Here is a 24,059-nt window from a genome sequence, read left to right as displayed (position 1 = left end):
GGTCTCCTGATCAAATTTCAGAAAGATTAAAAGATAAGTACCCAAATGATCCAGAGATGTCAATATCCTACGAAGCTATCTATATGCATATTTACAGACACAGACAGGCTAGTCTAAACAAAAAACTAATCAAGCTACTACCCTATCAAAAATCGCAGCGTAGAAGAGTTAATGCGAAAACAAAAAGAGGTACTAAAATAAAAGATATCATCAATATCAAAGAAAGACCGAAACACATTGAAGATAGGCAAGAAATAGGCCACTGGGAAGGTGATTTAGTCATTGGTAAAGGACAAAAAAGTGCTATTGGTACTATCGTAGAAAGAAAGTCTAGGTTCGTCTGTATTATCAAACTAAAAGACAGAAAATCAACAACCGTAACAAATCAGTTCGCTAAAATACTAAAAGGCTTCAATCAAAATCTTATTAAAATCTAAGTTCAAGTAAGCTGAGTTCAACCCATAAGTGCAAAACATTTGTTTTTTAGGACTTATGGGTTGTACTCAGCTAATAATGAGATTGAAGGTTTTTCACTAAAAGAAATAGAGAGTTTAAAGTAGATGCAATTAAGTTTTAATTAATAAAAACATAAGCCGTACAGAAACCATACAAAAAATTAAAATAAAAAACCTCAACTAATTAAATATCAAATAGTTGAGGTTTTTAGTTGTGGAGTCGGGGAGATTCGAACTCCCGTCCAAACAAGCAATTCAGCTGCTTTCTACACGTTTATTTTTCACTTTAATTGTCGGGAAAAATCTGGCAGAAAACCTCCCAATTTTTCCGTAACCTTTAAAATTTCAATAGCTCTTAAAGGTGTCAAGCTACCTAGATTTATTTTATCGGTGCCTCTTGGTGGAACGCCATAAATCAAGGCTTTCCAGAGACATCTTAGCCCTATGTCTTACATAGGTTAAGGTAATCTTACTATAGTTCAGATTACGCAGCTAAGGCGTAATTATTTTCGCCGTTTAAAAAAGTGTGAAACATGAGATTTACGAGCTATATCCCAGCGCTCGACGTGCTTACAACTCAATTAGACTCGCTGTCAAAACCAGTCGACCCCATTGTATTGTAGTAATAATTTAACTAGCAAAAATAATAGTTACTTGGGCATTCCGCTTGCTTTACCAAGCAAGCGGCGGGCTATTCGCTTCAATTCCTCGCCTTATCAGGCTGTGGGATTTCCACTGCTATCCCTAACGCAAAAATAACTTGTAAAAGAACCTACTTACTTTTAGGTAAGGCTGGCAAAGATACAATAAAATCATATATTTACACAACAACATTTAAATAACAAAGCCTGTGCCAAGAACAATTTGTCAGGCTATTCAATAGAAATTAAAATATATGAAAATAGGAATTATTCGCGAGCGTAAAACACCACCCGATAGAAGAGTAGTTTTTTCTCCAGAAAAATTAAAAGAACTCCAAGAAACATTTCTAGAGGCACAAATAAAAGTAGAAAGCTCTTCTATTCGAATTTTTTCAGATGCAACCTATCAAGATCGAGGTATAGAGGTTAGCGAAAACCTATCAGATTGTGAGGTGCTTTTAGGCGTAAAAGAAGTTCCTATTTCCGCATTAATTCCGAATAAAAAATACTTTTTCTTTTCACATACTATAAAGAAGCAACCTTATAACCGAGAATTATTACAAGCGATTCTTGAAAAGAATATTGAGCTTTTTGATCACGAAACCATTACCGATAGTAAAGGAAACCGACTCATAGGGTTTGGGCGTTATGCCGGGATCGTAGGAGCTTATAATGGTTTAAGAGCATTTGGGATTAGAGAAAAATCATTTCAATTAGAAAAAGTAGAAACTCTTCCCGATTATACAGCGCTCAAACAAGAACTTAAAAAAGTAGAACTTCCTCATTTAAAAATCGTGCTTACCGGTAGTGGAAAAGTAGCCAATGGAGCACGAGAAATTTTAGAAGAACTCAATTTAAAAGAAGTGAATGTTCAAGATTATTTGGTGAACGACTTTGATGAGGCGGTGTTTTGCCAAATCGACGTGTTAGATTATAACAAACGTAAAGATGGGAAAAACCTAGATCGCTACGATTTTTATAACAATCCCGATGAATACGAATCAGATTTTATGCGGTTTGCAGAAGTGAGTGATTTCTTTATTGCCGGACATTTTTATGGCGATGGTGCTCCGTTTTTATTTACTCGTGAAGACGCAAAACACCCCGAATTTAAGATCAATTTGGTTGCCGATATAAGTTGCGATATCGACGGTCCGGTAGCAAGCACGCTAAGACCTTCTACCATTGCCGATCCTTTTTATGGTTACGATCCAACCACCGAAAAAGAAGTCACTTTTGATGCTCCAGAAGCGATTACCGTAATGGCAGTCGATAATTTACCTTGTGAATTGCCAAAAGACGCCAGCGAAGGTTTTGGAGAAATGTTTTTAGAGCATGTGATCCCTTCATTTTATAACGATGATGTTAACGGAATTTTAGAACGTGCCCGAATGACTTTTCAAGGGAAACTTACACCACGTTTCGCTTATTTACAAGATTTTGTTGACGGTAAAGAATAAACGATGAAGAAATTAATTGTAGCGATAATTTTTATGGTTTCGAGTTTTGGTTTACTGGCTCAAGAATTTACAGCGATGAGCTATAATATTAAATACGCGAATGAAAATGATGGCGAGAACAGTTGGTCGAAGCGTAAAGATTTTTTAGCGAATCAGCTTAAATTTTACCATCCGCAAATTTTTGGTGTTCAAGAAGCTGTGAAATCGCAAATCGATTTTATAACTGCTGAATTATCTAATTACCAACATATAGGTGTAGGTCGAGAAGGTGGCGATCAAGGTGAGTTTAGCGCAATATTTTACGATACCACAAAATTTGAAGTTTTAAAAAGTGATACTTTTTGGCTTTCAGAAACACCCAATCAAATTTCAAAAGGTTGGGATGCCGATTATCATCGTATTTGCACTTATGCTTTGCTGAAAGATAAAGAAAGTAGTGAGAAATTCTATTTTTTCAATACGCATTTTGATCATCGTGGTAAAGACGCCAGAACAAATAGTTCTCGATTAATCACTCAGCAGATAAAGAAGATCAACGTAGAAAATTATCCGGTGTTGTTAACCGGAGATTTTAATCTAGAACCAGAAACGGAACAAATTCAGTATATTAAATCTTACTTGAAAGATGCTAAAGATTATTCTGCAGGAATAAAATTAGGTCCGTCGGGTACATTTAATGGTTATGATTTTAAAACTCCGGTGACTAGAAGAATCGATTATATTTTTCATTCCGAAGAAGTAAAAATTAAAACCTACGCCGTTTTAAGTGATAACGAAGATGGAAGATATGCTTCCGATCACTTACCGGTTTTTGTTAAAATTATATTAAAGTAATATTGTATAATTAGTATTTAAAGTGTTAAGTTTGTTTTAATCGAAACGGCTTAACACTTTTTTAATGCGTATAATTTATATTTTTTTGATTTCTTCTGTGTTTTTGATAGCTTCTTGCAGTAGTGATGACTCCTATTCTAGAGTTGAAGAAGAACCTGTTGAAGAAAATCCAGATGAGGATGTTGTGAATTTTGATGTGTCATCGGTTCCTTACCAAACTTTATCAGAATATAATTTTTATGAAGGAAGATTAAATAATATTGAACCGGTTAATAGCGTTTTACCTTATGATTTAATAACTCCATTATTTACCGATTACGCAAAAAAGAAAAGGTTTATTTGGATGCCAAACTCATCAAAAGCAAGTTATGTGGATGATAGTGAGGTTTTTAATTTTCCTAATAGTACGGTGCTTATAAAAAATTTTTATTACGAAAATGTTCTTCCTCAATATGAACAAAAAATTATAGAAACTCGTTTGTTATTTAAAAGAAATGGCAATTGGGAATTTGCCAATTATGTTTGGAATGAAGAGCAAACCGAAGCTTATCTTGATCTAGATGGTAGTTATGTGCCGCTTGAGTGGGAAGAGAACGGTATGGTTAAAAGTACTAATTATCGAATTCCTTCTGGTAATGAATGTGTTACTTGTCATAAAACAAATGAGGTTCCCATACCAATTGGTCCAAAACCTCAAAACTTAAATAGGTTAATTAATTATGCAGATGGGCAGCAGCATCAACTTCAAAAGTGGGTAGATAAAGGTTTTTTAGAAAATTTCCCATCAGAAATAGTATCAGTTAAAGATTGGACAGACGAATCTGAATCTTTACAAGAAAGAGTTAGGTCTTATTTAGATATAAATTGCGCTCATTGCCATTCAGAAAATGCACATTGTTCATATAGAGTGTTACGTTTAGCTTATTCAGAAACTAATGTATTAGATCATCTAGGAGTTTGCTTAGAACCAGAAGAATATATTGCGCCGGGTTTACCTTATATTGTAATGAGCGGCAACAACCAGCGGTCTAATATGTATTATCGATTAAATACGGAGGATGAAGCTTCAAGAATGCCTTTATTAGGTCGAACTTTAGTTCATCAAGAAGGTGTACAATTAATAGAACAATGGATTAACTCATTAGAAAATAACTGCCAATAATTTTAATACAACGCTTATGAAAAAAATTACCTTTTTAATTTTATGTTTTTTGACACTTAATTTTTGTCTAGCTCAAAATACCTGCGAAGATGCAATTGAAGTAGATCTAGGTAATCACTCATATGGTACAATTGATGGGGATGCAGCTCCTATAAATTGTGCAGGAGTCTTTACTAATGGAGACCACGGAGAATGGTATAAATTTACGCCAGAGAATGATTACCACATACAGGTAAGTACAGATTTAGCAAGTAATACCGGTGGAGATTCTAGGTTTCATATTTATGAAGGATCTTGTGAAAATTTAGTTTGTATAGGAGGAGATGATGACTCTGCACCGGGTCCAAGTCTTTTATCTGTGTTTGATTTTAATGTAGTGCAAGGAGTAACTTATTACATCGTATTTGATAATAATTGGTCTAGTGATGGCTATGATTTTGAAATTTCAGAATATGTAGCACCAGAAACACTTATAGACTTTAATACGGTAGCCATAACCCCTTCAACTTCAGGAAATACATTAGGAGTTGTCGATATGAATGGAGATTATTTAGATGATATTATTTCAATTTCGTCGGATAATGTAAATATTTTGGAACAAACAGAAACGAATGTTTTTAATGAAAGAAATATCACTACTTCAAATGCTCAATACTTAGCTTCTTGGAGTTTTGCAGTAGCAGATTTTGATGCTAATGGATATAATGACCTTTTATATGGAGCTGGTAACGGAGTAACATTTATGAAAGCTGCAGACGATGGTAATTCTTTCACTCAAATTAGCGGAAGCGAATATGTATTTTCCCAGCGTTCAAATTTTGTCGACATTAATAAAGATGGTCATTTAGATGCATTTGTTTGTCACGATATTGCTCCAAACGTATATTATATGAATGATGGTAGCGGAAATTTAACTTATAACCAAGGTGGCTTGGGAGATTCTGCTAATGGCGGTAATTATGGTTCTATTTGGATCGATTATGATAACGACGGAGACTCAGATTTATTTATAGCTAAATGTAGAGGTGGTAATAATGAAATAAAAATTAATCAATTACATCGTAATAATGGTGACGGCACATTTACTGAAGTAGGAGAGGAAAGTGGTCTTGCAGATCCTGTACAAGCTTGGTCTTCTGCTTGGGCAGATTTTGATAATGATGGATTTATGGATGTCTTTGTGGGGGCAAATGCTCTTACAGACGGCAGTCATAAACTAATGCGTAATAATGGCGACGGCACATTTACAGATATTACCTTAGGCTCTGGGATCGATAATATTACTTCAACGGGAATTGAAAACGTTGCTTGCGATTTTAATAACGATGGCTATGTAGATATTTTTGGTATTGGTGGAAAAATCTTAATAAATAATGGTGATCTAACTTTTACCGATGCAGAGGTTAACATTAATAATAATCCTGTTGGAGACCTTAATAATGATGGTTTTTTAGATATCGTTTCAAATAATAATATCTATTATAATCAACCCAATGGCAACAACTGGTTAAAAGTTGCACTCATAGGTACAGAAAGTAATCGTAACGGGATTGGCGCAAGAATTGAAGTAACTAGTAGTTTAGGTACTCAAATTAGAGATGTAAAAGCAGGAGTTGGTTTTAGGTATATGAATAGTTTAAATACTCATTTTGGAATAGGAGAAGATACAGAAATCACTAAAATAACCGTAAAGTGGCCTTCTGGGATTATTGATGAAATTGATTATCCAAGCCTAAATTCAACATTAGTTATTGAAGAAGGAAGTTTCTTATCAGTCAATAAAACCGAATATAAAAATCTAAGTTTATATCCTAATCCTGCAAAAAATCAAATAGCGATTAATGCTGCTTTTGGGATAGACGGTGAATCATTTGAAATTTATTCTATAACCGGACAAAAGCAAATTACAGGAACACTATACCAAGATCAGCCTATATCTATAGAGCAATTAAGTACAGGTATATATTTTCTGAGAATTACGGTAAACGGCAAATCTTTTCAAAGAAAATTTGTAAAAGAATAAAAAAAGCCGGTTTTAAAACCGGCTTTTTTTATTTAAGAAGCCGAGCTCCAATCTATTTTTCGGGAAGCGAACATAATGATCGCAAGAATCATAAATAGACCTATACTTCCTATCAATAAAGCATAATTTTCTAGCTGAATGATCACATAAATAAAACTATAAACCGCGGCTAGTGAACAACTAATGAGCAACGGAAATTTAATATTCTTAAAAATGAAGCGGGAATAAATACCAATTAAAACCAAAACTGAACTTCCAGCGATAAGGTAAGCTTTAAAATAGGTGGCGTGTTCAGAAATAGAAATTAACAAACTGTAGAACATCACGAGTGCTAAACCGATCATTAAATACTGAAACGGGTGAATATAAATTTTACTCATTAATTGAATTAAAAAGAATACAATAAGCGTAAGACTAATTACCATAAAACCATATTTGGCGGTGCGATCTGTTTTTTGATAATCGTCTACTGGAATAATCAGATTCGTGCCAAAAGCAAATTGAGTAAGATCGGGTAAATTACCTTTAAATGATTGTTCAAATTGTCGGTTAATCTGTAAGATTTTCCAGTCGGCTTTAAATCCGTTTTCGGTGATTTCTCGCGAGCCGTCTTCGGGTAAAAAGTTTCCGTCAAAACTTGGTGAAGGCCAATTTGAGGTCATTTTAGCTTCGGTGGTTTTTCCGATCGGGATAAATTTTAAACTCTTGCTTCCGTTCATATCTAAATGAAGTTGAAACGGAATTTTCTCATCTTTTACTTCAGCAAATTTCGCAATAGCTTCCGATTGTAAAGTCTTTAAATTCTCTTGATTGTAAATAGGCATCAATTGCGTAGAAAGTGAACCAAGCTGAATTTCAAGCTGACTTTTAATTCCTTTTAAGTTCGAGGTTTTTACGAGAATACTCGCTTTTTCCCAAAGCACATCTTCCGTTGGAATTTCAAATTCTTCCGAAGAAATTTTAGGGAAATAACCTTCTAATTTCAATTGTGAATGATAAACGACAGATTTGTAAATACTTCGTTCTAAAGGTTTGGTTTCAACTTTAGCATCAATATCTAATTGATCTGGGAAATAATATAAATAGGAGAGATGTTCTTCACGTTTAGTGATCATTTCTTCCTGTTTTTTGTCGTATTCTTTAACTTCTGTGTAATAATGATAAGGGATTTTTAAAATAGGTCCCGAGAGTAAAATCTCGTTTCCCCACTTTTGATTAATTTCTGTAATCACTTGCGATTGCCTGAGTGATCGTTCGTAAATGATGTCTTTTACAAAGCTTAACGGGATAAGTAAAATCAAGGCTAAAATGCCAATAACGAGTAGTTTGGCGGTGATAGAATTTCTTAACCAATTGCCGAATTTTCCTTTCTGTTGTTCCATAATGATTGATTTATATTGAATGAATTTGTAAATGAGGTTTAATTATTTTTTCGCTGAAAATCATCGATTTAAACTGAAAATAATTGAGGTGTAGAACTTGTTCGTAATCAAAATGATGAAATGGGTTAGCTTCTTTCCCCACGAGAAACGACTTCACGTAAAAACCAAAATATTCAGGTAGAATAAGCGTACCTAAAAGAATGGCTCCATACATATACGGGCTTTTTTTGCCATTGCCCATACATAAATATTGTAAGCCAATTTCTTCTTCAACCCGAGTGCCATAATTGGTGAGCGTGTGGTAAGCATCGTGGCGTTCAACTTTAGGGATGAGCTGAAAATTATTTTGTTTTAAAAATTCACCTAAATGAAAGCCAAAAGTTTCTGTAGGGAATTGCAGTAAATCTTCTGTAGAAACTTGCCAAGCGATATGATCTTTTTTGAAGAATTTGGTATAAATGTTTTTTGAAATTTAAAATAAAAAGATGACCAATTGTTTTCTCATAATTAAAGTTTTAAAGTACTTTGAAATTCAAAGTTTATAGATAAAAAAACAGTGTTAGTTAGTAATGCGATCGAGCGCTTTAATTTCTTCTTTGTACGTTTTAGGTAAAATAATTTCTTTAAAAAAACTGTCTAATTTTAGCTTTCGGCTTAATTTATAGATTGGGATAATGATTGTTAATATGGAGAGATTTCTAAAATCGAGAAGTTTCCTAATGGGTTGAGGTACCAGCAAAATTTGAGCTTCTAAAACTAACCGGTAACGAAAAAAGCCTAAGTGTTTTTTATACTGAATAAAAAGATCTTTAGTGAACTCACTATACGCGAAATTTTCCTGAAGTTGTTGTTTCCGCTGAATTTCCCAAGCTTCAAAACTTTGAGGTAAACCGGGAACTTGCATTAATTTACCCACACGATTAAAAACGGAAAAAGCTTCTTCTTTTTCTGCGGAAGTTAATTTTCGTTCTAAACTTTCGTAAGCTCTAATAGAATAATCAATGAGCATAAACAGCACATCACGATAAGCCCAATCCGGAATATTATAACCGCGTTTTTCTTCCACTTTTTGGTGAATATGATTCATTTGTTCAATGGCCTGGATGGCTAATTTTTCTTCAGCAAACACAATAACTTTTGCATAATTTACCGTAGAAAATAATCTTCCTAACGGATCTTTTGGCAACTTACCGGTAAAGTATAACCAGTCTACCGCTTTATTTAGTGCAAACTCTGCTGCGGCGCCGGCAAAAATGAACATCACGGTATCGGCGTTTCCCCAGATTTTACGAACAATAGAATCTTGTTGAACAAAGTAAGTTTTCATAGTTTTTGTATTTAATCCCAAAGTCCTACTTGCGCTAATCCAAAAACTAAACTCAGCCAAAAACCTACTAAAAATACAAGTGCACAAGCTGCGTTTATCAAAAATTTATAGTTAGATTTTGCAAACCAATTTTCACTAATTAGGTGAAAAAAAATTCCGCCACAAGCGCTGCCAATACTCACGGTGAACATCGGGATGTAAATCCAGGATTCAACTTCACCAATAATTAATATTAAAATTGAAAAGAGGAGAAGAGCTAAAAAAATCCCTTGTAAAGCTCGTTTACTTAGTTGAGTAAAATTGAGGTGAAATAGTGAGTTGGAGAGTGTCATATCTTTTAGTTTTCACTTTGAAATTCAAAGTAGATGAATAAAATTTTTTAGTTTAGTTCATTTGCTTTTTAATGATGTTCTCTAAAGCTTCAATATGCTTTTTAAATTCGGCTCTTCCGAGTTTTGTTGCCATATATTGGGTGTTAGGTTTACGATCGATAAACGATTTTTCAACAATAATGTATTCGGCTTTTTCGAGCGCTTTAATATGGCTCGCAAGATTACCATCGGTCACTTCTAGCAATTCTTTTAAGCGTTTAAAGTTCACCTTTTCATTCACCATCAAGATCGACATAATTCCCAATCGAATTCGGTGATCAAAAAGCTTATTAATGTTATCTATAATACTCAATCTATTGTTTTTTTTCTGCTCTATACATTAAGGTTCCGTAAACGATATGAAGCACACCAAAACCTAAAGCCCAAAAATATAAACCATAACCGGGAAATGCAGCACAAATTAAACCTAAAATAATTTCAGCATAACCTAAAAATTGAACATTACCAATAGTGAATTTTGAAGCGTTCACTAAAGCGAGTCCGTAGAAAATAAGCATCAACGCGGCACTTAGTCCGAAATGATTTTGATAGGCTTGGATAAGAATATAAACACCGCCTGCTGCCAACGGAACCATAAAATTAAGTAATAGTCGCTGGGTGGTGGCATCCCAAATTTTTTCTTGGTTGCTTTTTGCTTTTTTCATCGTTAAGATAATTGCGGTAACAATGCTAAAAGTGGCGACAAGTATAAGATCTAGAATGATATAGTTTACCTTAATTTCTTTGGTTGAAGAATAATCTATATTAATGGCCGGCGGAAGAAAGTAAAGGTAAGCTACCGCAGCACCGATTAATGCATAACAACCGGCTAAAATACCAGACAAACCACTTAGTGATATAAATCTTGACGATCTATTCATCAAATCTTTAATTTCTGAAATGTCTTTAAAATAATCTTTTTGCATATTTAAAGTACTTTGAAAAACAAAGTAAATTTAAAAATATGAGATTTGCAAGTTGGTGAACGAAAAAAGCCTCACAAATTTTGTGAGGCTTTTTTTGTAGAGATAGTTAAGATTTTATTGTTGACTCAATTCAACCATCATTTGTATTTCTTTGATCATCTGTTCGTTATTACTATTGTAGCCTACTTTTTTAAAGGCAATATTTCCTTTAGGATCAATAATTACTTTAGTTGGTATTCCTTTAATATCGTATAGTTGGGCAACTTTAAAATCTCTAGAATCTTTAATAGGAGTGTCTAATAAAACTCTAAACGGGTATTCTTTACTGTTTAAAAATTCTTTAGATTTAGTAATTCTTTCTTCAATAGGTTCATTTTCGAAGGTGTTGATAAATAGAATAACTACTTGATCGTTATTTTGGTATTGCTCAACGACTTCTTTCATTCCAGGAAAAGATGCTTTACAAGGCGCGCACCAGTTAGCCCAAAAGTCAAGAATTACTGTTTTTCCTTTTAGATCTGATAAACTTAAACTTTCAATATCTAAACTCTTCAGTGTGAAATTAGGAGCAGGAGTGTTCATTTTCTCCTTTTTAAGATCTTCAAAAGCCTTAGTTTCCCCTTTACTTTCAAGTTTGCGTAACTCGCTTTCTAAATTAACGGCACTAGTTGAGGGATTATTTTTTTGATAAGAAACTTTAAAATATTCCTTAATTTTTTCATTAGCCTGATTTTCTTCGATGAATTTTGAAGAAGACTGTTGCGCTGCTTTAAAGTTTTCATCATCGATTAAAAACTGAACAAATCTCTCATTAATATCTGTGTTAAAGCCTTCGCCTACAGCTATTTTTGCATATTTAATAGCTTCTTGGTTTTCTCCTAGTTTGTTTAGAATGAAGGCATAAGTATCTGCATACATTTGGTATGAACTTGAAATTTTTGTTCGATATTCTTTCGTTGTAGTATAACTTGGTTTATTATTTAAACTTTCTTTTTCGTTCTCAAGTAAGCTTAACGATTTTGCACTTATTTTTTTTACTTCTGCTAAATTTTCATCATTTTCTGCTTGGTCCCAAGCAACAGAATTATATAAGCTTGCTAAAGCTACAGGATCTTTAATTTTACTACTGTATTCAAGAAAAAGATCCCAATTTCCTTCTTCTACATAGGTATTTGCAATTTGCGTTAGTAGGTAAGAATTTTTATCTCCTAACTCTGAGGCTTTATATTCTTTCTGAAGACGATCATATAAATACACTTTTTTATGGATATCTTCAACATTAGTGATTTCTGAAATGTACTTTTCTTTCATCATCTCGCCTCTGGGAAATTCTTTTCTAGCTATATTTTCCAGCTCTTCTGCTTTTTCTTTTTTACCTAGAATAGAATATAACTCTATAACTTTAACCTTGTTTTTCTCTACCTTTGGAGTGATATTTTCATAATGAGCAATTCTTTTATTTGCATATTCTTCAGCTGCGTTTTTATCTTTTTCTTTTAAAAGCTGAACATAAAATCTATCCCAAGTACTTTGGGTTTCAGGATATTTTTCAAAATCTTTTTCTAACCAATTTAGCAGTGAATCTGTTTTTGGTTCAGTATCAAATTTATATCCGAAATATTTGTATATATAGGCCTTTCCGGAAGACGCGTTAGCTATAGGCATATTTTCTTGATCATATACATAAGTGCTAAAACCTTGATGATCATTATGTAGAGTTTTTTCGTTATTATTAAAATTAAAAACTAAAACTTGTGCAGAGTCTGGTATTATGACTTTAGCTTCATAGCTTTCATTATTTTTTAAAAACTCAAATTCATTTGCGTAAATGTTTTTGTTTATCGCGTATAAAAAATAGGCTTCATGATCAATAGGATTTTTAGAACTAATGGTTAGTGTGTCGCCAGATTTTGGGTATTTTTTCGAAAAATTTATATCGCCAATATCTTTATCTGATTTCTCTTTAGATGAAGTTTCTTTCTGACAAGAAATAACGAAAAACAAGCAAATTAAATGAAGCAGTAAATATTTAATTTTCATATTGAATTAGTTAAGTTGAATAATTAGGACACTAAAATAATAAAAGCCTTCAATTGAAGGCTTTTATTATGAAGAAAACTCGTATTTCTATAATTAATTATTTCACTATAAGCAGCGGAGCGGTTAAGCTTTCATCAAAAAGTTCTTCGGTTAAGCTACCAATTAATAAAGATGAAATATTGTTGCCGCCTTTATCTGAAAGTACCACTAGATCTGGTTGTTTCTTTTCGATTTCAACTAAAAATTTTTCAGAAATACTCTTATCTTTTGCATAGATTAGCTCAGTGTTTTCTGGTTTAGAAATCACAAATTTGCTGAAGTATTTTGTAGATTTTTGCTGAAGGTGTTTTTCAATTTTAACCATCGCATCGGCTTTAGGAACATAAGGTGAAAATTGAATAGGTACTTGGTAAACATGAACTGCATTTACAGTTAAATCTAATTTACTCCTTAATTGCTCTACAAATTGAAATGATTTTCGAGAATGTCCTGAAAAATCTGTACCTACCCAAATATTATTTAGACTTAAGCGAGCCGTTTTTGGGATACTTAAAATGCTACATTTTAACAGTCGAAGTAATTTAGCAGTTACTACTCCTGTACCTTCTTTCGCATTTTTATTACCAACTAAAGTTAGCTGAATTTGATATTTATTTACGATATAATCAATTAGCGATTCGGTGTTAGAATCTTCAGAGATAAGTACTTCCCAATTGGCGTTTGCTTTAAATCTGTTTTCAATTTTTTCGTTGAGTTCGTCACCAATCAATTGGTCTAAATTAACTTGGTTAAGCTCTTCTTCAAAAAGTTCAGAGATCTCATATTTCTTAATGTTGTGTACAAAGTAAACGTTGTCTACTTCTAATTTTTCAGCTAAATAAGAACTGTATTCAATAAGGTGATTGTCTATTGAAGAGAGATCTAGGGCAACTAATATATTTTTAACATTTTCCATCGTTAGTCTTTTTTATTTCTTCTTGCTACAATTTCTTTAACTACTTCTTCGTAGTCATCCATTTGTTTTTCAGATTTTTTCTTTTCGAGTTTCAGGTAATCTTCCTTCAAGCCTTTGTAGAGCGAATAACACATAATGAGTAGTATGACCGCAAATGGAAGACCGGTAACGATCGTCGCGGTTTGCAAAGCTTCTAAACCTCCACCAATTAATAATACGGCAGCTACGGTACCTTCTGTCACTGCCCAGAAAATACGTTGTCCTACGGGAGCTTCAATTTTTCCGCCAGAAGTTAAACTATCTACCACTAAAGATCCTGAATCTGAAGAGGTAATAAAGAATCCGGCAATTAGTATTACGGCAACTACATTTATAACCATTGAAAGCGGATAATCTTCAAAGAAGATAAATAGCGCAGTAGCTACATCGTCTTGTACTGCCGTAACGATATTAGTGTCACCACCTAAAGCTTGTTGTATAGAAACGCTTCCGAAGGCAGACATCCAAAAGAAAGTTACTAAAGATGGAACCAATAATACTCCTAAAATAAACTCTCGAATGGTTCTTCCTTTAGAAATACGAGCAATGAACATCCCAACGAATGGCGACCAGCCAATCCACCAGCCCCAATAAAAGACCGTCCAATCATTTTGCCAAGAACTTCCTTCAAAGGTTTCACTCCAAGTAGAGATTTTTAAGAAGTTGAAAAAATAACTACCTGTATTTTCTACAAATGAGCGAAAGATGAATAAAGTAGGGCCTAAAATTAACGCAAGTAATAGTAAAACTACTGCTATGCGCATATTCCACTCACTTAAAATTCGAACTCCTTTGTCTACTCCTAAAACTACAGAGGTAGTTGCGATTAAGGTAATACCGGCAATTAAGAGCACTTGAGTTAATGTGCCGTCGGGTACGCCAAAAACGTGATTTAAACCGCTGGCAATTTGTTGTACTCCAAAACCTAATGAAGTTGCCAACCCAAAAAGAGTCGCTAAAACCGCAAAAATATCGATGGCATCACCAATTTTACCGTGAATTTTATCTCCTAAAAAAGGATAAAAAATCGATCGAATCGTTAAAGGTAAACCTCTAGAAAAGGTAAAGTAGGATAGCGCTAAACCAACCAATGCATAAACTCCCCAAGCGTGAAAACCCCAATGTAAAAATGTGAAGTTCATCGCTTCTTGAGCAGCAGCAACGGTATTAGGTTCTGCCGTTGGCGGACTTAGTAAGTGTTTTACCGGTTCGGCTACTCCAAAAAAGAGTAGACCAATCCCCATTCCGGCGCTAAAAAGCATCGCAAACCAAGACATAGTTTTAAATTCTGGTTTGGCTTTTTGTCCGCCAATTCTAAGTTTACCGTATTTACCAACGGCGAGGTAAATTAGAAATACCAAAAACAGGTTAATGGTAAGAATGAAAAACCAGTCGGCATTTTCTGCTACTGCATGTTGAATGTTTGCAAAAGCTTTTTCAGCCTTCTTTTCAAAAATGATCGTAAGCGCAATACTTACGATAATGAAAATGGTGGAGGTGAAAAATACCGGTCCGTTAACATCTAGCCCAAAAATTGATTTTTTTTCGTCGCTTCGAGTAACTTTTTTAGCCATAAATTATATTTTGATTAAAAGTAGTATCCTACATTTATATTAAACCTTGCTTCCCATTTAGCTCCCGGCGTTCCTGTAGAAAAATCGTCTACAAAGTTTCCGCCTAACCAAGAATGGTTATAGCCTGCCGCATAGTCGACAAAGGTAAGTAAGTTACCGGCTGTTATTTTAAAACCGGTTACATTCATTAGAGAAGAATCAAATTCATCTTTCTTTTTTCGCATCCATCCAAAATCATTATAAGCTTCAATTTTTTCAAAAGGACCCCAATTAATATCAAATTTTCTAGAGGCTGAAAGCGTATAAATGTTAAAATCTGCTGCAATTTCGTAAGGCGTTCCGTAAGCACCCATTTGAAGAATATCGTTAGAAGAATCTTCTCCGTTTTCAGGATTATGTGCTACGTGGTTTAAACTAATTTTGAAATTCCAGTCGTGGTAATAAACTTCATAATGAAGCGCAATAGCATAATGATCTCCGTTTTCTTTGGTATCTAAATTATAGAGTTGCCCATATTGAGCAGAGAATCCCATGCGATGGTTAACGTGCCCGCCAAACTTCCATACAAAATTACCATTTACTTGATTTGTTTCTTTATTTCTGCTGACTACATCATAAGCATAGCGGCTAGAATTGTTTTCTTGACCACCAACGAAATTTAATTCTTCAGCATTTTTAAAAAAAGCAAAAGCATATTCAAAATTTTCATCTTCGTGAATATACTTAAAACCCATATCATGATCGTCTTCTAAACCAACGTAATAAGTGATGTTGAAAAACCAGTTGTTTGAATTGTATTGCTGAATACCAAAAGGAACATAAACCAAACCGGCGTGGATCTGATTTTTCTCGTTGAATTTATAACCTACCCAACCTTGTTTTAGAAATCCACCGCCAAAAGCTTCAGAATAAAAACGATATTCGGCATTAAGAAATACACCTTTATAAGAAGCTTTGGGTTTTATGGCGATCATGTCGTAACCAAATTCGCCACCTTTTGTTTTCTATTCTTCTTTCCAAGAAGAATTAATGTAGTTAAATCTTACGGCGCCGCCCAACTCTAGTTTCGGCTTTCCTTTCTCTTCTTTTTCTTGACTAAAGCTGAAAAAAGGAAAAAATAAAAAACAGCTTATGCAGAAGAAAAAAGAAAGTTTTAGAATTTTCAAGATTCTTAATTTTTTGGTTGGAATTGAAAATTAAGATGTAAATTCTAAAACTTTAGAAAAATGCCGAAATATTAATAATATTTTAAAATTTACTAATGGTTTTGCGAATAGCAACAAGATTAGATAGTAATTTCTCTAAATATTGAAGGTCAAGCATATTGGCGCCGTCACTTTTTGCGTTTGCAGGATCAAAATGCGTTTCAATAAAAAGTCCGTCAACATGGTTTACAACTCCCGCACGAGCGATCGTTTCGATCATATCAGGTCTTCCACCGGTTACGCCACTACTTTGGTTAGGTTGTTGTAGCGAATGCGTTACGTCTAAAACCGTAGGCGCAAATTTTCTCATCGTTGGGATACCGCGAAAATCTACGATTAGATCTTGGTAGCCAAACATGGTACCGCGATCGGTAACCATTACCTGTTCGTTATTGCAATCGGTTACTTTGGTTACGGCGTGTTGCATACTTTCCGGACTCATAAATTGTCCCTTCTTCAAATTAACGACTTTGCCGGTTTCTGCCGCAGCGACTACTAAATCGGTTTGACGAACTAAAAAAGCAGGAATCTGCAAAACATCTACATATTCTGCAGCTTTCTTTGCATCATCGATTTCGTGAATATCGGTTACTGTAGGAACATTAAAAGTCTCTGAAACTTTACGTAGAATCTTTAAAGCTTTTTCATCACCAATTCCTGTAAAACTATCAATTCGGCTACGGTTGGCTTTTTTAAAACTTCCTTTAAAAACGTAAGGAATGCCAAGTTTATCGGTGATGTTCACGACTTTTTCTGCAATGCGCAAGGCCATTTCTTCGCCTTCAATAGCGCAAGGTCCTGCTAGTAAGAAAAAATTGTCTTTATCGGTATGCTTTATATTTGGGATGTTCTCTAATTTCATAAATAGAATTTTATTCAGCAAAGATAATTAATTATTCAGTAGTGAAAATTCTATTATTTTTTGAAGTATAATTCTTTAAAATGATCCCAACGCAAAGTATTGAAAGGAATATAAATTTTCCAAATGTCATCTTTTTCGATGCAGCCTTTTTGATAGAGTCGCATTCCGTCTAGAAAAGGTCGATATAGCAAAGCGTAACTAAATATTGAAATTAAAAAAGCATTGCTCGCTATAAATTCGGCATTTTTCAACCAAAAAATGAAAATCGCAGGACAAAGAATAGCGAAATAATAATAAAATAAATTCCTCATAATTTTTGCGATAGGCTTCAAAGCTAAGTATTTACAAGTAGAATTTCAACATTCTATCAACTTAGCGTTATATTTTTAGGTTAAAGCTTTATTTCCAGAAAATTAAGCTTACATTTGCAGCCTTTTAAAAGAGGCTTTTTTATGACAGCAATTAAAAATATTGCAATTATTGCACACGTAGACCACGGTAAAACTACTTTGGTAGACAAGATCATGTATCATTGTCGTTTATTCCGTGAAAACGAAAACACAGGAGATCTTATTTTAGATAACAACGATTTAGAGCGTGAACGTGGGATCACGATTACTTCTAAAAACGTTTCGGTAACTTATAAAGATACCAAAATTAATATTATCGATACTCCTGGTCACGCCGATTTTGGTGGTGAAGTAGAGCGTGTTTTAAACATGGCCGACGGAGTTTTATTATTAGTAGATGCTTTTGAAGGCCCAATGCCGCAAACTCGTTTTGTACTTCAAAAAGCGATCGATCTTGGGTTGAAGCCTTGTGTGGTTGTGAACAAAGTAGATAAAGAAAACTGTACTCCAGATATCGTACACGAAAAAGTGTTCGATTTAATGTTTGAGTTAGGAGCAGAAGAGTGGCAGTTAGACTTTCCAACGGTTTATGGTTCAGCTAAAAATAACTGGATGAGCGACGATTGGAAAAAAGAAACCGACAGTATCGAGCCTTTACTAGATATGGTTATGGAGCATATTCCTTCACCAAAAGTAGATACAGAAGGTACACCACAAATGTTAATTACCTCGTTAGATTTCTCTTCATTTACAGGAAGAATCGCGATCGGTCGTTTACAACGTGGGATCTTAAAAGAAGGAATGCAAGTTTCGTTGGTAAAACGTGACGGAAGCATCAAGAAAACAAAAATTAAAGAATTACATACTTTCGAAGGTTTAGGCCGTAGAAAAGTAGAAGAAGTAGTTGCCGGAGATATTTGTGCGGTAGTAGGTTTAGATGGTTTTGATATTGGAGATACAATTGCCGATTTCGAAAACCCGGAAGCTTTACAAACCATTGCCATCGATGAGCCAACAATGAGTATGTTGTTTACCATTAACGACTCACCATTTTTTGGTAAAGACGGTAAGTTTGTAACTTCTAGACACATTAAAGAACGTTTAACAAAAGAGCTAGAGAAAAACTTAGCTTTAAGAGTTCACGAAACAGATAGCGCCGATAAATTTATGGTTTACGGTCGTGGAGTTCTTCACTTATCGGTTTTAATCGAGACGATGCGTCGCGAAGGTTATGAATTACAGATCGGTCAGCCACAGGTAATCATCAAAGAAATTGATGGTGTAAAATGTGAGCCGGTAGAAGAGTTAACGATCGATTTACCGGAAGACGTTTCTGGTAAGGCTGTAGAATTTGTAACCCTTCGTAAAGGAGAAATGTTAAGTATGGAAGCTAAAGGTGACCGTATGGTTTGTGAGTTTATCATTCCATCGCGAGGCATCATTGGTTTACGTAACCAATTATTAACTGCAACTGCCGGTGAAGCTATTATGGCACACCGTTTTAAAGAATACCAGCCATTAAAAGGCGGTATTCCGGAGCGTTTAAATGGTTCGTTAGTTTCTATGGAAAAAGGAACTGCTATCCCATATTCGATCGATAAATTACAAGATCGTGGTAAGTTTTTCGTAGATCCGGGAGAAGATATTTATGAAGGTCAGGTAATTGGTGAAAACTCACGTCAAGACGATATGACGGTGAACATCACTAAAACCAAAAAACTTTCTAACGTACGTTCTTCAGGAGCAGACGATAAAGCGAAAATCGTACCTGCGATTAAGTTTAGTTTAGAAGAAGCTTTAGAATACATTCAGAAAGATGAGTATGTTGAGGTAACACCAAATCACTTAAGATTACGTAAGATTTACCTAACAGAAAACGAGCGTAAAAGAAACAAGATTATTTAATCTTAGAACGTTCTTATAAAAACAGAAAACCCTTTGTCTACTTAGATAAAGGGTTTTTTTATGGGTGTGTCCCTACGGGTCGCGCTATCCGTTATATCTTTTTTGTGTGTCACTTCGAGCGGAGTCGAGAAGTCTTGGCTAACAAAAAAGGATGCCACTTCTATCGCTCACACAAAAAATATCGGTAGAAAATTGTATTTTCGTTTCACTTAAAAAAATATCCTTTGGTTGCAGCTTCATCCTTATTCAAGACTTTATTAATCATTCCGTTTTATAATGAGGAAGCACGAATCGATCGTCACAAGCTAGCGCAAAATTTTAAAGAATTTTCTCAACTCGATTTTTTATTGATCGACGATGGTAGCCAAGACCAAACGCCACAAAATCTTCAGTCGTTTGCTCAAGAATACAAAAACGTTAGCGTAAGAAAGAACGATAAGAACCTGGGTAAAGCAGAGAGTTTACGGCAGGGAGTTCTTTCCGCAGAAATCAAAAAATACGATTATATCGGGTATTTAGATGCAGATCTCGCCACACCAATTTCAGAAATTGTTCGGTTATTAAATTATGCAGAAAAAAATACCGATAAAAAATTAATTATGGGAACCCGAATTAAACTTTTGGGTAATCGGGTAAAACGGTCGTTGGTTCGGCATTATTTCGGCCGAATTTTCGCCACGATCATTAGTCAGTTTGTGTTAAAAATTCCGGTTTACGATACGCAATGTGGTGCTAAAATTATACAGGCTCCATTAGCTCAAGAAATTTTTAAAACACCTTTTTATACCAAATGGTTATTTGATGTCGAACTATTGTTGAGAATGAGAAAACAATCGATAGATCTCACGCAAAATGTGGTAGAGATTCCTTTGTTTGAGTGGACAGAAATGGGCGATAGTAAAATACGTTGGTATGAATTTTTAAGTGTGCCTTTTCAAATTATAAAGCTGTATGCAAAGTATTCATAAAAAACATATCAGCTATATTTTAGGCATTGGTCTTCTTGTTCGTTTGATCACCTTTTTTGTGTTTTATACCCAAGCAACGATTTATCCCGATAGCAGAGGATACTTAGAATTAGCAGAACGATTAATAAGTCTCGATCTTTCAGGTTATTCCGGTAAAAGAAGTCCGGGTTATCCTCTTTTGATCGCTATTGCGCAAGCAGAAGTTTATGTGGTAGTGTTTATGCAGTTCGCTTTAGGTTTACTAAGTGCTGTGTTTTGGTATAAGACTTTACCTCAGCTTAAAGTGAATAAAAAACTTAGTTTTTACACAACGCTATTTCTAAGTACATTACTTAATGTGATCTTTTTTGAAACCGCTATTTTAGTAGAAACCTTTACCGTTTTTCTATTTTCTTGGGCTATTTTTAGAATAGTGAGCTCTCAAAATCAAAGCGAAAATTCAATAAAAACCGAACTGTTCACCGGATTGCTTTTAGGCTTACTTACTTTAGTGAAACCATTTTACGCATTTGTGCCTTTCTTGTTTTACGGGTTTTATATACTTCAGCATTTTAAACTGAAATCATTTCTTAATAAAAAACTTTTACTACTCGTTTTCCCGTTAATGGCTTATTTTGGTTGGTCTTATGTTAATCAGCTCAACACCGGTTATTTTGTTTCAACTACATTTTTAGGGTTAAATACCGCGCAAAATTGCGTGCGTTTTGCCGAAAAATCTCCTGAAGAATACCGTTGGATCAGCGATCCTTACGTAGAATACCGAGAGAAATCGATCGAAGAAAACAGAAATCTAGCGATGACCATTTGGTATGCTTACGAAGATGGCGCTTGGGATGCGTACAATTTAGGTTTTAACGATTTTTCGAATGAGTTAGGCAAGTTTGCGAGGGCTACCATTAAAGAAAATTCTATAGATTATGTTAAGCAGGTAATCTTTTATTCTTGGTTAGATTTTTGGAAACCGGTCATTTATTGGCATTATGACCAATTTAATTTTAAACACGCCAATCAGTTTTATGTATTGATCTGGTTTGCGCAAAAAACAATTTTATCCTTGGTGAGGCTGTCTTTTTTAATTTCGATTCCTTTACTTTTGATAAAAGATATAAAGAATAGAAAATTAAGTATTAGCAGTCAGTTATCATTATTAGTGTTAGCAGCTTCTGTTTTGCAGGCTTTAGTAACTTACGGAACCAATAGCAGATTTAGTTTTCCTTTTGAATTTATCATGGTTTTTGTGGTAATTACGTTTATACAACAAAAATTTATTCCGCAGAAAACAAAAACATCAACTCGAGAAATTTAAAATTCATGGCGCAACTTCGCATCGAAAAATATACCGCTTCACACCAAAACGAATGGGATAGGTTTGTCGAGAATTCTCGTAATGCCAGCTTTTTGTTTTATCGAGATTTTATGGAATACCATCGTGATCGGTTTGAAGATTGTTCTTTTTTGATTTATGAAGCTCAGAAATTACGGGCAATTGTACCTGCGAATCGAGCAGGAGCGCAGGTTTTTTCGCATCAAGGATTAACTTATGGCGGAATTGTTTTTAAGAATTTTGAAAAAGTAAACCGCATTCAAGAAATTTCTAAAGCATTTTTTACTCATTTAAAAAATTTAGAAATCAAGAAGTTTGTTGTAAAGCTTTTACCTTCAAAATATAATGATTTTCAAAGCCAGGCGATCGATTATGTATTATTTCAGCATCAAGCGAAATTAGTACGAAGAGATATGAATTTTTTTGTGCCGCTTCAGCAAAACTTGAAAATTCATAAAGGTAAAAAGAAGGTTTATAATAAAGATTTTATCAAGGAGTTAGCCATTAGAAAAACGACCGATTTTACAGATTTTTGGGAACAAATTCTATCGCCCATTTTAAACGAAAAATATGGAGTGAATCCCGTACATACAATTGATGAAATTCATTTACTGGCAGAACGTTTCCCTAAGAATATTCAGCAATATAATGTCTATAAAGATGAAGTGATTATTGCGGGAATGACATTGTTTATCGATGAAAAACTAAAAGTCGTCAAATCGCAATACGGAACCTCAAACGAGTTGGGTAGAAAATTGAAAGCCTTAGATTTTTTATACTTAGAATTATTTGAAAAGTTTAAAAATAAAGGATTTCGTTATTTTGATCTAGGAACGACCAATGAAGGTGACGGCACGATTTACAACGAAAGTTTGACCAATTACAAAGAAGAATTGGGCGGAATACCTATAAATTTAGACCGGTATGAAATTCAGTTTTAAGTATTGGCAAGCAAAACTTTTAGACGATAAAAATCTGTTACGATTAATCGTAATTGGTTTTCTGGCTCGGACAATTATTTTTCTTATTTTCTATCCTGAAGCGACTGTATTTCCAGATTCCGGTGGCTTTTTTCGATTGGCAAAAAAAATGTCGACTTTATCGTTAGAAGGTTATATAGGCAAACGGAGTCCGGGTTATCCATTGCTCATTTTATTCGCTTTTGGTCAATATAAATTGGTGGCGATCTATCAGTTTGTGTTGGGAATATTTAATTCTTTGCTTTGGTATAAAATTTTATTGAATTTGAAATTCAGTAGAAAGTTCAGCTTTTATACGGTTCTCGTGATGCAAAGTTTTATCAATGTTATTTTCTATGAAACAGCGATTATCGTAGAGAGTTTATCGTTATTTTTAATTTCACTTTCGGTTTACATCATCACGAAACCCGATTATGCCAAACAAAAAAGTATCCGAAAAGAGTTTTACTTCAGTCTAATTTTAGGCTTTTTAGTTTTAGTGAAACCGTTTTTTGTGTACTTACCTTTTTTAATTTACGGGTTATTTATGCTGAAAAATTTCAGCATTAAAAACATAATCAATAAGCGAATTGTATTGCTCGTTTTCCCGGTCTTGATGTATTTAGGCTGGTCGTATGTAAATAAAGTAAATACCGGTTTTTTTGTTTCTACCACTTATTTGAGAATGAATTTATCGCAGAATTGTGTTTATTTTGCTGAAAAAGCTCCGGAAGAATATCAATGGATTGCGAACCCTTATGCCGAATATAGAGAGAAAACCTTAAGCGAAAACAGAAATGTAGCGATGAGTTTGTGGAATGCGTATGGTGAAGGGCACGTTTTTGATCAATATAATTTGACATTTCCGCAGCTTACCAACGAGTTTCAGAAGTTTGCAAAAGCTACGATAGCAGCCAATCCAAAAGATTATGCAGAACAAGTGATCTATCGATCTTGGTGGGATTTTTGGAAACCAACGACCGCTTGGCATTTAGAGAATTTTAGGTTTGATTGGGCAAGATCGCTGTTTAGTTTTATTTGGAAAATTCAGCAACAAATCATCATACTTGTTACTGTTTTATTTGGAGTAACAACTTTGGTCTTGAGCTTTTTAGCGATTTACAAAAGAAAAATTAACACTGCTTTTATGTTGGCGTGTTTTGTTATCGTACCTTCGATATTGCAAGGTTTGGTAACTTACGGGACAAATAGTAAATACAGTTATCCTTTCGATTTTTTGATGTTTTTTGTAGTGCTACTTTTTGTACAAGAACGAAAACAATTATTTGCAAAGTAA

At 34.1% G+C, this 24,059-nt stretch carries 21 protein-coding genes, 1 other RNA gene and 1 pseudogene; 10 read left to right on the top strand and 13 right to left on the bottom strand.

Annotated features, from left to right (window positions below):
- Positions 1 to 431, top strand: a pseudogene (locus G551_RS15705) (IS30 family transposase); the annotation flags it as partial.
- Between the two features lie 236 nt (positions 432 to 667).
- Here the strand turns inward: G551_RS15705 and ssrA are convergent.
- Positions 668 to 1,066, bottom strand: a transfer-messenger RNA (tmRNA) gene (gene ssrA / locus G551_RS16425).
- Between the two features lie 284 nt (positions 1,067 to 1,350).
- On the opposite strand from ssrA, the gene G551_RS0110605 reads away from it, so the two are divergent.
- From G551_RS0110605 to G551_RS0110590, 4 genes are all read left to right on the top strand, one after another.
- On the top strand, positions 1,351 to 2,556 hold the full coding sequence (locus tag G551_RS0110605) for an NAD(P)-dependent oxidoreductase (RefSeq protein ID WP_027885558.1): 1,206 nt from the start codon (positions 1,351 to 1,353) through the stop codon (positions 2,554 to 2,556).
- A gap of 3 nt (positions 2,557 to 2,559) precedes the next feature.
- The gene (locus tag G551_RS0110600) at positions 2,560 to 3,390 is read left to right on the top strand and encodes an endonuclease/exonuclease/phosphatase family protein (RefSeq protein WP_027885557.1); all 831 of its coding nucleotides are present in this window, start codon (positions 2,560 to 2,562) and stop codon (positions 3,388 to 3,390) included.
- 64 nt (positions 3,391 to 3,454) lie between these two features.
- A complete protein-coding gene (locus G551_RS0110595) occupies positions 3,455 to 4,552 on the top strand; it encodes a hypothetical protein (RefSeq protein WP_027885556.1) in 1,098 nt (365 codons plus the stop codon).
- A 16-nt stretch (positions 4,553 to 4,568) separates the two neighbouring features.
- The gene (locus G551_RS0110590; protein WP_051191369.1) at positions 4,569 to 6,575 is read left to right on the top strand and encodes an FG-GAP-like repeat-containing protein; all 2,007 of its coding nucleotides are present in this window, start codon (positions 4,569 to 4,571) and stop codon (positions 6,573 to 6,575) included.
- A gap of 32 nt (positions 6,576 to 6,607) precedes the next feature.
- Here G551_RS0110590 and creD read toward each other — a convergent pair whose 3' ends face one another.
- The 12 genes from creD to G551_RS0110530 all read right to left on the bottom strand — a co-directional run bounded on the left by creD (position 6,608) and on the right by G551_RS0110530 (position 17,567).
- Positions 6,608 to 7,957 carry a cell envelope integrity protein CreD gene (gene creD / locus G551_RS0110585; protein WP_027885554.1) on the bottom strand — a complete coding sequence of 450 codons (1,350 nt, stop codon included), beginning with the start codon at positions 7,955 to 7,957 and terminating at the stop codon, positions 6,608 to 6,610.
- A 10-nt stretch (positions 7,958 to 7,967) separates the two neighbouring features.
- A complete protein-coding gene (locus G551_RS16835) occupies positions 7,968 to 8,171 on the bottom strand; it encodes a hypothetical protein (RefSeq protein WP_229797279.1) in 204 nt (67 codons plus the stop codon).
- A gap of 345 nt (positions 8,172 to 8,516) precedes the next feature.
- A complete protein-coding gene (locus G551_RS0110575; RefSeq protein WP_027885553.1) occupies positions 8,517 to 9,284 on the bottom strand; it encodes an oxygenase MpaB family protein in 768 nt (255 codons plus the stop codon).
- 11 nt (positions 9,285 to 9,295) lie between these two features.
- The gene (locus G551_RS0110570; protein WP_027885552.1) at positions 9,296 to 9,616 is read right to left on the bottom strand and encodes a hypothetical protein; all 321 of its coding nucleotides are present in this window, start codon (positions 9,614 to 9,616) and stop codon (positions 9,296 to 9,298) included.
- A 52-nt stretch (positions 9,617 to 9,668) separates the two neighbouring features.
- Positions 9,669 to 9,968: a winged helix-turn-helix domain-containing protein gene (locus G551_RS0110565; RefSeq protein ID WP_027885551.1), complete on the bottom strand. Its 300-nt coding sequence runs from the start codon at positions 9,966 to 9,968 to the stop codon at positions 9,669 to 9,671.
- 1 nt (position 9,969) lies between these two features.
- On the bottom strand, positions 9,970 to 10,581 hold the full coding sequence (locus G551_RS0110560; protein ID WP_027885550.1) for a hypothetical protein: 612 nt from the start codon (positions 10,579 to 10,581) through the stop codon (positions 9,970 to 9,972).
- Between the two features lie 114 nt (positions 10,582 to 10,695).
- A complete protein-coding gene (locus G551_RS16235) occupies positions 10,696 to 12,621 on the bottom strand; it encodes a TlpA family protein disulfide reductase (RefSeq protein WP_051191368.1) in 1,926 nt (641 codons plus the stop codon).
- A 97-nt stretch (positions 12,622 to 12,718) separates the two neighbouring features.
- Positions 12,719 to 13,576: a universal stress protein gene (locus G551_RS0110550; RefSeq protein ID WP_027885549.1), complete on the bottom strand. Its 858-nt coding sequence runs from the start codon at positions 13,574 to 13,576 to the stop codon at positions 12,719 to 12,721.
- 2 nt (positions 13,577 to 13,578) lie between these two features.
- Positions 13,579 to 15,189, bottom strand: coding sequence for a BCCT family transporter (locus tag G551_RS0110545; RefSeq protein ID WP_027885548.1), 1,611 nt, complete (start codon positions 15,187 to 15,189; stop codon positions 13,579 to 13,581).
- Between the two features lie 14 nt (positions 15,190 to 15,203).
- Positions 15,204 to 16,163 carry a hypothetical protein gene (locus G551_RS15690; protein ID WP_308426722.1) on the bottom strand — a complete coding sequence of 320 codons (960 nt, stop codon included), beginning with the start codon at positions 16,161 to 16,163 and terminating at the stop codon, positions 15,204 to 15,206.
- A gap of 274 nt (positions 16,164 to 16,437) precedes the next feature.
- Positions 16,438 to 17,256 carry a 3-deoxy-8-phosphooctulonate synthase gene (kdsA, locus tag G551_RS0110535; RefSeq protein ID WP_027885547.1) on the bottom strand — a complete coding sequence of 273 codons (819 nt, stop codon included), beginning with the start codon at positions 17,254 to 17,256 and terminating at the stop codon, positions 16,438 to 16,440.
- 53 nt (positions 17,257 to 17,309) lie between these two features.
- The gene (locus tag G551_RS0110530) at positions 17,310 to 17,567 is read right to left on the bottom strand and encodes a hypothetical protein (RefSeq protein ID WP_027885546.1); all 258 of its coding nucleotides are present in this window, start codon (positions 17,565 to 17,567) and stop codon (positions 17,310 to 17,312) included.
- 141 nt (positions 17,568 to 17,708) lie between these two features.
- Here G551_RS0110530 and typA point away from each other — a divergent pair, with 141 nt between their 5' ends.
- The 5 genes from typA (at position 17,709) to G551_RS0110505 (ending at position 24,059) form a co-directional block, all read left to right on the top strand.
- The gene (typA, locus tag G551_RS0110525; protein ID WP_027885545.1) at positions 17,709 to 19,511 is read left to right on the top strand and encodes a translational GTPase TypA; all 1,803 of its coding nucleotides are present in this window, start codon (positions 17,709 to 17,711) and stop codon (positions 19,509 to 19,511) included.
- A gap of 224 nt (positions 19,512 to 19,735) precedes the next feature.
- Positions 19,736 to 20,479 (top strand): glycosyltransferase, encoded by a 744-nt coding sequence (locus tag G551_RS15685; protein ID WP_036243698.1) that lies wholly within the window; start codon positions 19,736 to 19,738, stop codon positions 20,477 to 20,479.
- Positions 20,463 to 21,785 (top strand): glycosyltransferase family 39 protein, encoded by a 1,323-nt coding sequence (locus tag G551_RS15680; protein ID WP_051191367.1) that lies wholly within the window; start codon positions 20,463 to 20,465, stop codon positions 21,783 to 21,785. The genes G551_RS15685 and G551_RS15680 overlap by 17 nt, the downstream gene beginning before the upstream one ends.
- A gap of 5 nt (positions 21,786 to 21,790) precedes the next feature.
- Complete coding sequence (locus tag G551_RS0110510; protein WP_027885544.1) at positions 21,791 to 22,744, top strand: GNAT family N-acetyltransferase; 954 nt, start codon at positions 21,791 to 21,793, stop codon at positions 22,742 to 22,744.
- The gene (locus G551_RS0110505; RefSeq protein WP_027885543.1) at positions 22,728 to 24,059 is read left to right on the top strand and encodes a hypothetical protein; all 1,332 of its coding nucleotides are present in this window, start codon (positions 22,728 to 22,730) and stop codon (positions 24,057 to 24,059) included. Before G551_RS0110510 ends, G551_RS0110505 begins: the two co-directional genes overlap by 17 nt.

It is taken from the genome of Mesonia mobilis DSM 19841 (genome assembly GCF_000423405.1).
Lineage (GTDB): Bacteria > Bacteroidota > Bacteroidia > Flavobacteriales > Flavobacteriaceae > Mesonia > Mesonia mobilis.
The sequence above is the reverse complement of the archived record's forward strand: the minus strand, read 5'-3'. Positions and strand labels throughout refer to the sequence as shown.

What these genes read in the sequence shown, in the direction of transcription:
- creD (WP_027885554.1), bottom strand. Translation starts at nt 7,957, where the DNA reads ATGGAACAACAGAAAGGAAAATTCGGCAATTGGTTAAGAAATTCTATC.
- G551_RS16235 (WP_051191368.1), bottom strand. Translation starts at nt 12,621, where the DNA reads ATGAAAATTAAATATTTACTGCTTCATTTAATTTGCTTGTTTTTCGTT.
- G551_RS16835 (WP_229797279.1), bottom strand. Translation starts at nt 8,171, where the DNA reads ATGTATGGAGCCATTCTTTTAGGTACGCTTATTCTACCTGAATATTTT.
- G551_RS0110595 (WP_027885556.1), top strand. Translation starts at nt 3,455, where the DNA reads ATGCGTATAATTTATATTTTTTTGATTTCTTCTGTGTTTTTGATAGCT.
- G551_RS15680 (WP_051191367.1), top strand. Translation starts at nt 20,463, where the DNA reads ATGCAAAGTATTCATAAAAAACATATCAGCTATATTTTAGGCATTGGT.
- G551_RS0110560 (WP_027885550.1), bottom strand. Translation starts at nt 10,581, where the DNA reads ATGCAAAAAGATTATTTTAAAGACATTTCAGAAATTAAAGATTTGATG.
- G551_RS0110505 (WP_027885543.1), top strand. Translation starts at nt 22,728, where the DNA reads ATGAAATTCAGTTTTAAGTATTGGCAAGCAAAACTTTTAGACGATAAA.
- G551_RS15690 (WP_308426722.1), bottom strand. Translation starts at nt 16,163, where the DNA reads ATGATCGCCATAAAACCCAAAGCTTCTTATAAAGGTGTATTTCTTAAT.
- G551_RS0110590 (WP_051191369.1), top strand. Translation starts at nt 4,569, where the DNA reads ATGAAAAAAATTACCTTTTTAATTTTATGTTTTTTGACACTTAATTTT.
- G551_RS0110550 (WP_027885549.1), bottom strand. Translation starts at nt 13,576, where the DNA reads ATGGAAAATGTTAAAAATATATTAGTTGCCCTAGATCTCTCTTCAATA.
- G551_RS0110570 (WP_027885552.1), bottom strand. Translation starts at nt 9,616, where the DNA reads ATGACACTCTCCAACTCACTATTTCACCTCAATTTTACTCAACTAAGT.
- typA (WP_027885545.1), top strand. Translation starts at nt 17,709, where the DNA reads ATGACAGCAATTAAAAATATTGCAATTATTGCACACGTAGACCACGGT.
- G551_RS0110510 (WP_027885544.1), top strand. Translation starts at nt 21,791, where the DNA reads ATGGCGCAACTTCGCATCGAAAAATATACCGCTTCACACCAAAACGAA.
- G551_RS0110545 (WP_027885548.1), bottom strand. Translation starts at nt 15,189, where the DNA reads ATGGCTAAAAAAGTTACTCGAAGCGACGAAAAAAAATCAATTTTTGGG.
- G551_RS0110530 (WP_027885546.1), bottom strand. Translation starts at nt 17,567, where the DNA reads ATGAGGAATTTATTTTATTATTATTTCGCTATTCTTTGTCCTGCGATT.
- G551_RS0110605 (WP_027885558.1), top strand. Translation starts at nt 1,351, where the DNA reads ATGAAAATAGGAATTATTCGCGAGCGTAAAACACCACCCGATAGAAGA.
- G551_RS0110575 (WP_027885553.1), bottom strand. Translation starts at nt 9,284, where the DNA reads ATGAAAACTTACTTTGTTCAACAAGATTCTATTGTTCGTAAAATCTGG.
- kdsA (WP_027885547.1), bottom strand. Translation starts at nt 17,256, where the DNA reads ATGAAATTAGAGAACATCCCAAATATAAAGCATACCGATAAAGACAAT.
- G551_RS0110600 (WP_027885557.1), top strand. Translation starts at nt 2,560, where the DNA reads ATGAAGAAATTAATTGTAGCGATAATTTTTATGGTTTCGAGTTTTGGT.